Below are 8,949 nucleotides of genomic sequence, written 5' to 3' on the forward strand. Positions count from 1 at the left end.
CCCGTGGATCCGGGCGAGACCGCCGACCCGGACGCCCTCGTGGCCGCCTTCCGGGACAGCGGTACCACCGTGGTGTGCCTGTGCGGCACCGACACCGCCTACGCGGACCGTGCCGACCGCCTCGCCGCGGCCCTGCGCGACGCCGGGGCGGCCACGGTCCTGCTGGCCGGGAAACCCGCCGACCACGCCCACGTCGACGGCTACGTCCACACCGGATGCGACGCGCTCGCGGTCCTGTCCGGCACCCTCGACACACTCGGAGTCGCCCGATGAGCATCCCCGACTTCACCGACGTCGACCTCGGCACGCCGCGGCCGCACGACCGGCGGGAGTGGGCCGGGGCACTGCGGGCCCGCACCGGCAAGGACGTCGACGCCCTGACCACCCGGACCCCGGAGGGCATCGACGTCCGGCCGCTCTACACCGCCGAGGACCTGGACGGGGTCGACCACCTGCACACCTACCCCGGCCTCGCGCCGTACGTGCGCGGGCCGTACCCGACGATGTACACGAACCAGCCGTGGACGATCCGCCAGTACGCGGGGTTCTCCACGGCCGCCGAGTCGAACGCGTTCTACCGGCGCAACCTCGCCGCGGGGCAGAAGGGCCTGTCGGTGGCGTTCGACCTGGCCACCCACCGCGGCTACGACTCCGACCACCCGCGGGTCGCCGGCGACGTCGGGATGGCCGGGGTGGCGATCGACTCGATCCTCGACATGCGCCAGCTCTTCGACGGCATCCCGCTGGATCGGATGAGCGTGTCCATGACGATGAACGGCGCCGTGCTGCCGGTGCTGGCGCTCTACGTGGTGGCCGCCGAGGAGCAGGGCGTGCCGCCGGAGAAACTCACCGGGACCATCCAGAACGACATCCTCAAGGAGTTCATGGTCCGCAACACCTACATCTACCCGCCGCAACCGTCGATGCGGATCATCTCCGACATCTTCTCCTACACCTCGCGGCGGATGCCGAAGTTCAACTCGATCTCGATCTCCGGCTACCACATGCAGGAGGCCGGGGCCACCGCCGACCTGGAGCTGGCCTACACCCTGGCCGACGGGGTCGAGTACCTGCGCGCCGGGCTGGACGCCGGGCTGGACATCGACGCGTTCGCCCCGCGGCTGTCGTTCTTCTTCGGCATCGGGATGAACTTCTTCACCGAGGTCGCCAAACTGCGGGCGGCGCGCCTGCTGTGGGCCAGGCTGGTCAAGCGGTTCGGACCGGCCGACGACAAGTCGCTGAGCCTGCGCACGCACAGTCAGACCTCCGGCTGGTCGCTCACCGCCCAGGACGTCTACAACAACGTGGTGCGCACCTGCGTGGAGGCGATGGCCGCCACCCAGGGGCACACCCAGTCGCTGCACACCAACGCCCTCGACGAGGCGCTGGCCCTGCCCACCGACACCAGCGCGCGGATCGCCCGCAACACCCAACTGCTGCTGCAGCAGGAGTCCGGCACGACCCGGGTGGTCGACCCGTGGGGCGGCAGTGCGTTCGTCGAGCGGCTCACCCACGACCTCGCCGACCGGGCGTGGGCGCACCTGGAGGAGGTCGAGTCGGCGGGGGGTATGGCCGCCGCCATCGACGCGGGCATCCCGAAGCTGCGCATCGAGGAGGCCGCCGCCCGCACCCAGGCGCGCATCGACTCCGGCAGGCAGCCGGTCGTGGGCGTGAACACCCACCGCGTCGGCGCGGAGGAGTCCGACGACGTCCTGGACGTGCTCAAGATCGACAACGAGGAGGTCCGGGCGCAGCAGCTGGAGAAGTTGGACCGGCTGCGCGCCGAACGGGATCCCGAGGCCACCGCCGAGGCCCTGCGCAGGCTCACCGCGGGTGCCGAGGGGGACGGCAACCTGCTGGAGCTGGCCGTCGACGCCGCACGGGCGAAGGCGACCGTCGGGGAGATCTCCGAGGCGCTGGAGAAGGTCTGGGGGCGGCACTCCGGACAGATCCGTACGCTCTCCGGTGTGTACCGCGAGGAGGTCGGCGAGTCGCCGGACGTGACGGCGGCCCGGGAGCGGGTGGATCGCTTCGCCGGGGCCGAGGGCCGCAGGCCGCGCATCCTGGTGGCCAAGATGGGCCAGGACGGCCACGACCGCGGGCAGAAGGTGATCTCGACCGCGTTCGCCGACATCGGTTTCGACGTCGACGTCGGCCCGCTGTTCTCCACCCCCGCCGAGGTGGCGCGCCAGGCCGTGGAGTCCGACGTGCACATCGTGGGCGTGTCGTCCCTGGCGGCGGGGCATCTGTCCCTGGTCCCCGCGCTGCGGGCGGAACTCGCCGAGCTGGGCAGGCCGGACATCCTGATCGTGTGCGGCGGGGTGATCCCGCCCCAGGACCACGACGCGCTGCACGAGGCGGGCGCGGTGGCGGTGTTCGGGCCGGGCACCGTGATCGCCGAGGCCGCCCTGGGTCTGCTCGACCGACTCGAGGCACGACACTCGTAGGCATGGCATCCGTTCCCGATGTCGCCGCCCTGGCCGAGGGCGTCCGGGCGGGCGACCGCGGCACCCTGGCGCGGGCGATCACGCTCGTCGAGTCGCAGCGTGTGGACCACCGCCGGGCCGCGCAGGACCTGCTGGTCGCGCTGCTGCCGGACTCCGGGGGCGCGGCCCGCGTGGGCATCACCGGCGTTCCCGGGGTCGGTAAGTCGACCTTCATCGACCAGCTCGGCACGACCCTGACCGGGCAGGGGCACCGGGTGGCCGTGCTGGCGGTGGACCCGTCGTCCACCCGGACCCGGCGGCAGCATCCTGGGCGACAAGACGCGGATGGCGCGGCTCGCCGTCGACCCGGCGGCGTTCATCCGGCCCGCACCGACCTCCGGCACGCTCGGCGGGGTGGCCCGGGCCACCCGGGAGACCATCGTGCTGATGGAGGCCGCCGGGTACGACGTCGTGCTGGTGGAGACCGTCGGCGTCGGCCAGTCCGAGGTGACCGTGGCGGGCATGGTCGACTCCTTCCTGTTCCTGACCCTGGCCCGCACGGGGGACCAGCTGCAGGGGATCAAGAAGGGTGTGCTGGAGCTCGCCGACGTGATCGCGGTGAACAAGGCCGACGGCGAGCACGAGCGGGAGGCACGCCGGGCCGCGCGGGAGCTGTCCGGGGCACTGCGGATGCTCTACGGGCCGCACGCCGAGTGGACACCTCCCGTACTCACGTGCAGCGGGCTGACCGGGACCGGCCTGGACACCGTGTGGCAGCAGCTGGGCGGGCACCGGGAAACCCTGGCGGCTACCGGGGAGCTGGCCGCCAAACGCCGGCGGCAGCAGGTGGACTGGACCTGGTCGATGGTGCGGGAGCAGCTGCTCGACCGGCTCGCCGGGCACACGTCCGTGCGCGCGGTCGTGGAGGAGGTCGAGCGGGACGTGCGCGAGGGCCGCAGCACGCCGACCCTGGCGGCCGAACGGATCCTGGAGGCGTTCGGCGCCCCGTCCGTGGACGGGGCCTGACGGACCGGGTCCGTGGATGGGGACTGACGCGGCACGCCCGCACCGGGCACACTGTTCGCCGTGCGTGTGTATGCCGTTGTGCTCAGTGTCCTCACCCTGTTCGTCCTCACCGTGTCCGCCGGCGCCGTGTCCGCCGCCGTGGGTGTCGGCCCCGTCGGTTCCGCGCCGGAGGCCGTCGCCGCACCGGCGGAATCGGCCGGGTTCCCGGCCGCGGCACAGACCGACGAGACCGGGGAGAGCCCGCCGCCCGGACCCGAGCTCGACTCCACGACCCGCGAGGAGGCCGGAGAGGACGACAACAAGCTCGTCGTCGGCGTGGCCGCGGCGATCCTGCTGGGTATCGTCCTGTGGGGCCGGTGGTACCGGAAGAAGCGATCGGAGAGCGGCGGGTGAGCGGTCGGTCACCGCTCAGCGTCACCGAACCGAGCGTCACCGTTTAGCGCAAACGGGCGACCTTCCGTCTCTGTGCTAGGACATCCGGGTTACGCATACTCTGGTTGGTGTCAAACTGAGAGCAGATGCGTACGGCAATGACCTATCCATGGAGAACCGACCAGCGGACGCCGGAATGGCCCGTGAGCGCCCAGCTGGGTACGTGCGGAGGTGCGGCGTGACCGTTCTCGACTCGCGGCCCGAACGACCCGGGGAACCCGATCCCGATTCCGATCCCGTGGAGACCGTGGAGTCCGGGGAGACCGGGGGATCGTCGGGGGGCGCTGCTCACCGGGTCCGACACCGACCTCCCCGCCGGGGTCGGCACGGTCGTGGACGACCCCGGCCGGGGCCGGGGGCCCGACTGGCTGGACGGGTGGCTGGCGGAGTACGCCTCCGACGTCGTGGCCTGGCGCAGGCACATCCACACCAACCCCGAGCTGGCGCGCCGCGAGTACGGCACCACGGAGCTGGTGACGACGCTGCTGCGCTCGGCCGGGCTGAAGCCGTGGGTGTTGCCCGGCGGCACCGGCGTGGTCTGCGACATCGGCGACGGCCCGTCGTGCGTCGCACTGCGGGCGGACCTTGACGCGCTCCCGCTGACCGAGGCGACGGGGCTGCCGTTCGCCTCCCGTGTGGACGGTGTGGCGCACGCCTGCGGCCACGACGCGCACACGACGGTGCTGCTGGCCACCGGGCTCGCGCTGGCGAGCGCGCCGGAACTCCCCGGCCGGGTGCGGCTGATCTTCCAGCCCGCCGAGGAGGTCATGCCGGGTGGGGCTCTGGACGCCATCGAGGCGGGCGTGCTCGACGGCGTCGACCGGATCTTCGGTTTGCACTGCGACCCGCGGCTGCGGGCGGGCACGATCGGCACGCGGGTGGGGGCGCTCACCTCGGCGGCCGACCTGGTGGAGCTGCGGCTGAGCTCACCGGGCGGGCACACCTCGCGTCCGCACCTGACCGCCGACCTCGTGCACGCGCTCGGCACGGTCATCACCTCCCTGCCGTCGGTGCTCTCCCGGCGCGTGGACCCGCGATCGGGCACGGTGCTGGTGTGGGGTGCGGTGCACGCCGGGGAGGCCGCCAACGCGGTGCCGGAGGAGGGGTTGCTGCGCGGCACACTGCGCACGGCCGACCACGAGACGTGGACCCAACTGGAGCCGCTGGTCGAGTCGTCGGTGCAGGCGCTGCTCGCGCCGACCGGCGTCGGGCACGAGCTGAACTACCGGCGCGGGGTGCCCCCGGTGGTCAGCGAGCCGGAGAACACCGGTCTGCTGCGCTCCGCCGTCGAGTCCGCCCTGGGGACGGACGCGCTGGTGGGCACGGAGCAGTCCTCCGGCGGCGAGGACTTCGGGTGGTACCTGGAGCACGTGCCCGGTGCGTTCGCCCGCCTCGGGGTGTGGTCCGGTGAGGGCCCGACGCACGACCTGCACCAGCCGACGTTCGACCTGGACGAGCGCGCCCTCCTGGCCGGCGTCCGCACCCTCACCCACACCGCCCTCACCGCCCTCACCTGACCCGCGAGTCGCCACCCCAGAACGGCGAGTTGACGACCCGGGACGGTGAGTGGACGGTCCGATCGCGCGGACGCTGTCCACAGGGGTGCGAGTTGTCCACAGGCCTGTGGGTCACGCCCACCCGGGGACACCGTGCTCGCGCAGAGTGCGGACATGACCTCACTACCGCACGGACTGCACGGTCGCCCATCTCCGCAGCGACCTGGCCGCGCTCGTCGGACCGAGTGCACTCCGCGCCGCGCTGCGCGCGGGCCGGCTGTCGAGCTTCTCCCGCACGGTCGTCGTCGACCCGCACCGCGTCGGTGAGTTCCATACCCGTGCGGCGGCGGCGCTGCTCACCGTCGGCGACACGGCGGTGCTCAGCGGGCAGAGCGCCCTCGCCGTGCACGGATGCGCCGCCGCGGACACGGCACCGGTGCACCTGCTCGTGCCGTACACACGGCGGACCTACCGACGCACGGGTCTTGTCACCCACCAGGGCCCCGTCGACGGAGCGGACGTCGACGCCGTCGCGGGGCTCCGGGTCCACGTCCGGCAGGCGGCGTTGGCGGAGGTGCTCTGCCGCAGTCCCAGAGGCAAGGCGCTGGCCTGTGCGGACGCGACGCTGCGGCTGCTGGCCGAGCAGGAGCGCGAGGCGTTCCGCACCCGGGTGGCCGGGCGTGTCGACCGCAGGCCCGATATACGGGGACGTCGGCAGGCCCACGAGCTGCTGACCCTGGCGTCGGGACTGGCCGAGTCGCCCGCCGAGAGCGAGGTGCTCCTCACTCTCGTCGACGGGGGAGTGCCGGTGCCCGAACAGCAGGTCCCGGTCCTCGACCACCGCGGTGTCGTGCTCTATCGGCTCGACTTCGCGTGGCGGGAGGCGCGGGTCGCCGTGGAGTACGACGGGTACCGGTGGCACGAGGGGCGTCGGGACTCCGACGCGGCCCGGGACGAGGATCTGCGCAGGAGGGGCTGGACCGTCGTGCGTGCGGATGCGCGGGACCTGGTCGAACCCGCACGGTTACGCAGCGAAGTCCGGGAGCTCCTCCGTCGCCGCGGAATGCCGCTGTGGAACGGAGGCGGCGACCCGCCGTCCTGCCGTGGCGACTCGCGGTCCTGAAGTGGCGACTCGCGGGGCCCGGGTGGGGTCAGGGGCCGATGCGTTTGCAGGGGCGGGTGCGGAGGTCGTCGACGTAGTCGGCGGGGGCGCCCGCGGCCTCGGCGGCGTCGGCCAGCACGCCGAGGTAGCGCGCCGACGGGAGGCCGCCTTCGTAGGCGTCGAGGACGTACAACCAGGCCAGCACCGACCCGTCCATGGTCTGCACCCTCAATCTGATCTTGGTGTGCAGGCCGAGTTCACCGCCTTCCCACTGGTCCAGCCGTGACTCATCCAACTGTGTGACGTCGTACAGCACGACGAAGACACGGGAGCCGGGATCCTCGACGATGGTCGCCAGCGCACCTTCCCAGTTCAGGTCCTCGCCACCGAAGGTGAGCCGCCAACCCTCCAGCCAGCCGGTGCCGGCCATCGGGGAGTGCGGGGCGCGGTCCGACATCTGAGCGGGGTCCATGTTGGATCCGTACGCGGCATACAGTGGCACGACTCCAGGGTAACGACCACCGGCTCACCCGAAAGGCCGCAGTCCGCGTGTCGCCTCTTAGAGTTGGACGGGCAGCAGGCGCGTGGAGGGAGTCGAGTTGAGCAGAATCGTGATCATGGGTGGCGGCCCGGCCGGGTACGAGGCGGCGCTGGTCGCCGCGCAACACGGCGGCGAGGTCACCGTGGTGGAGCGGGACGGCCTCGGCGGCGCCTGCGTGCTCTACGACTGCGTCCCCTCGAAAACCTTCATCGCCTCCTCCGGCGCCCGCGCCGGACTGCACGGCTTTCCCGAGCTCGGCATCCAGGTCGCCAAGCCGCACATCGACCTGCCCACGGTGCACGGCCGGGTGCGCGGCCTCGCGCTGGCCCAGTCGGCCGACGTCCGCACCCGTGTCCAGCGGGAGGGTGTGCGGATCGTGGCCGGCGCGGCCCGCTTCCGCGACGCGGAACCCGGCCTCGCCACGCACCGCATCGGGGTGACCGCGGCGGACGGTACCGAGGAAGTGCTGGACGCCGACGTGGTGCTGGTCGCCACCGGGGCGACGCCGAGGGTGCTGCCCGGTGCGGTGCCCGACGGCGAGCGCATCCTCGACTGGCGCCAGTTGTACACCCTGCCGGAGCTGCCCGAGCATCTCGCCGTGATCGGCTCCGGGGTCACCGGTGCCGAGTTCGCCTCGGCCTACACCGAGATGGGTGTCAAGGTCACCGTCGTCTCCAGCCGGGACCGGGTGCTGCCGCACGAGGACGCCGACGCCGCCGCGGTCCTGGAGGAGGTCTTCTCCCAGCGCGGCACCACCGTGGTCAAGCACGCCCGGGCCGACCGGGTCGAGCGCACCGACGACGGGGTCCGCATCCACCTCACCGACGGCCGGGAGATCGAGGCCAGCCACGCCCTGATGACGGTCGGCTCGGTGCCGAACACCGACGACATCGGGCTCGACCGGGTGGGAATCGAGCCCGGGCCCGGTGGCTTCATCAGCGTGGACCGGGTCTCCCGCACCACCGCTCCCGGCGTCTACGCCGCGGGGGACTGTACCGGGACGATGATGCTGGCCTCGGTCGCGAGCATGCAGGGCCGGACCGCGATGTGGCACGCGCTCGGGGAAGGGGTCACCCCGATCCGGCTGCGCACGGTGGCGGCGAATGTCTTCACCCACCCCGAGATCGCGACGGTGGGCGTGAGTCAGCAGGCCGTCGACTCGGGTGAGGTCCCCGCCCGCACGATCATGCTGCCGTTGTCCACCAACCCCCGGGCGAAGATGGAGGGTCTGCGGCACGGGTTCGTGAAGCTGTTCTGCCGGCCGGCGACCGGCGTCGTCGTGGGCGGTGTGGTGGTCGCACCGACCGCGAGCGAGCTGATCCTGCCGATCGCGCTCGCGGTGCAGAACCAGCTCACCGTGGACAACCTCGCGCTCACGTTCTCCGTCTACCCGTCGCTGTCCGGCTCGATCACCGAGGCCGGCCGGCAGCTCATGCGGCACGACGATCTGGACTGACCCCGCGCGGGGGCTCCGTGGGGGCATCCCACCCGGGTGGTGGTGACGTTGCGGGTGGGTGTGTCGCCGCTCATGCTGGATGTGACGACATCCGGGCGAACACTGGAGCGCTGACGATGACACTGCGTGACACACCCTGGCCCGACGGCACCCCGTGCTGGGTCGACCTGATGGTGCCCGACCCGCGGATGGCGATGGACTTCTACGGCGCCCTGCTCGGGTGGCAGTTCACCGATCAGGGCGACGAGGCGAACAACTACCTCATGTGCTCGGTCGACAATCGTGCCGTCGCCGGGCTGGGTGGGAGCTCCGCCGAGGAGGACGCCCCGGCGGTGTGGACGACCTACCTCGCCACCTCGGACCTGGACCGGACGGCCGCGGCGGTCACCGACGCGGGTGGCAGCCTGCTGGTGCCGCCGGTCGACGTGATGGCGCACGGGCGGATGGCGGTGGCCGCCGACCCGGCGGGT

7 protein-coding genes and 2 pseudogenes are annotated in these 8,949 nt (G+C 72.5%); 8 read left to right on the forward strand and 1 reads right to left on the reverse strand.

Translation table 11 applies throughout. The features are described from left to right. From SACHA_RS0113635 to SACHA_RS22090, 6 genes and pseudogenes are all read left to right on the forward strand, one after another. A pseudogene (locus tag SACHA_RS0113635) lies at positions 1–273 on the forward strand (methylmalonyl-CoA mutase); the annotation flags it as partial. Continuing rightward, positions 270–2,447 carry a methylmalonyl-CoA mutase gene (scpA, locus tag SACHA_RS0113640; RefSeq protein ID WP_019810693.1) on the forward strand — a complete coding sequence of 726 codons (2,178 nt, stop codon included), beginning with the start codon at positions 270–272 and terminating at the stop codon, positions 2,445–2,447. The pseudogene SACHA_RS0113635 and the gene scpA, both read left to right, overlap by 4 nt. Before the next feature lie 2 nt (positions 2,448–2,449). Further along, a pseudogene (gene meaB / locus SACHA_RS22080) lies at positions 2,450–3,452 on the forward strand (methylmalonyl Co-A mutase-associated GTPase MeaB). Between the two features lie 60 nt (positions 3,453–3,512). Further along, a complete protein-coding gene (locus SACHA_RS0113650) occupies positions 3,513–3,845 on the forward strand; it encodes a hypothetical protein (RefSeq protein ID WP_157601695.1) in 333 nt (110 codons plus the stop codon). Between the two features lie 371 nt (positions 3,846–4,216). Further along, entirely contained in the window at positions 4,217–5,401 is a 1,185-nt protein-coding gene (locus tag SACHA_RS22085) for a M20 family metallopeptidase (protein WP_019810698.1), read from the forward strand. A 355-nt stretch (positions 5,402–5,756) separates the two neighbouring features. Continuing rightward, the gene (locus SACHA_RS22090; RefSeq protein WP_019810699.1) at positions 5,757–6,503 is read left to right on the forward strand and encodes an endonuclease domain-containing protein; all 747 of its coding nucleotides are present in this window, start codon (positions 5,757–5,759) and stop codon (positions 6,501–6,503) included. Between the two features lie 28 nt (positions 6,504–6,531). Here the strand turns inward: SACHA_RS22090 and SACHA_RS0113665 are convergent, their stop codons facing one another. Then, positions 6,532–6,984, reverse strand: a complete 453-nt coding sequence (locus tag SACHA_RS0113665; RefSeq protein WP_007024271.1) for a gamma-glutamylcyclotransferase — start codon at positions 6,982–6,984, stop codon at positions 6,532–6,534. Between the two features lie 97 nt (positions 6,985–7,081). Between SACHA_RS0113665 and SACHA_RS0113670 the strand changes: the two genes are divergently transcribed. Both SACHA_RS0113670 and SACHA_RS22095 read left to right on the forward strand, forming a co-directional pair. Continuing rightward, a complete protein-coding gene (locus SACHA_RS0113670) occupies positions 7,082–8,479 on the forward strand; it encodes an NAD(P)H-quinone dehydrogenase (protein WP_028663168.1) in 1,398 nt (465 codons plus the stop codon). 116 nt (positions 8,480–8,595) lie between these two features. Continuing rightward, on the forward strand, positions 8,596–8,949 hold a 354-nt coding region (locus tag SACHA_RS22095), incomplete at its 3' end, for a VOC family protein (protein WP_039739062.1).

It is taken from the genome of Saccharomonospora halophila 8, from assembly GCF_000383775.1.
Taxonomy (GTDB): Bacteria; Actinomycetota; Actinomycetes; order Mycobacteriales; family Pseudonocardiaceae; genus Saccharomonospora; species Saccharomonospora halophila.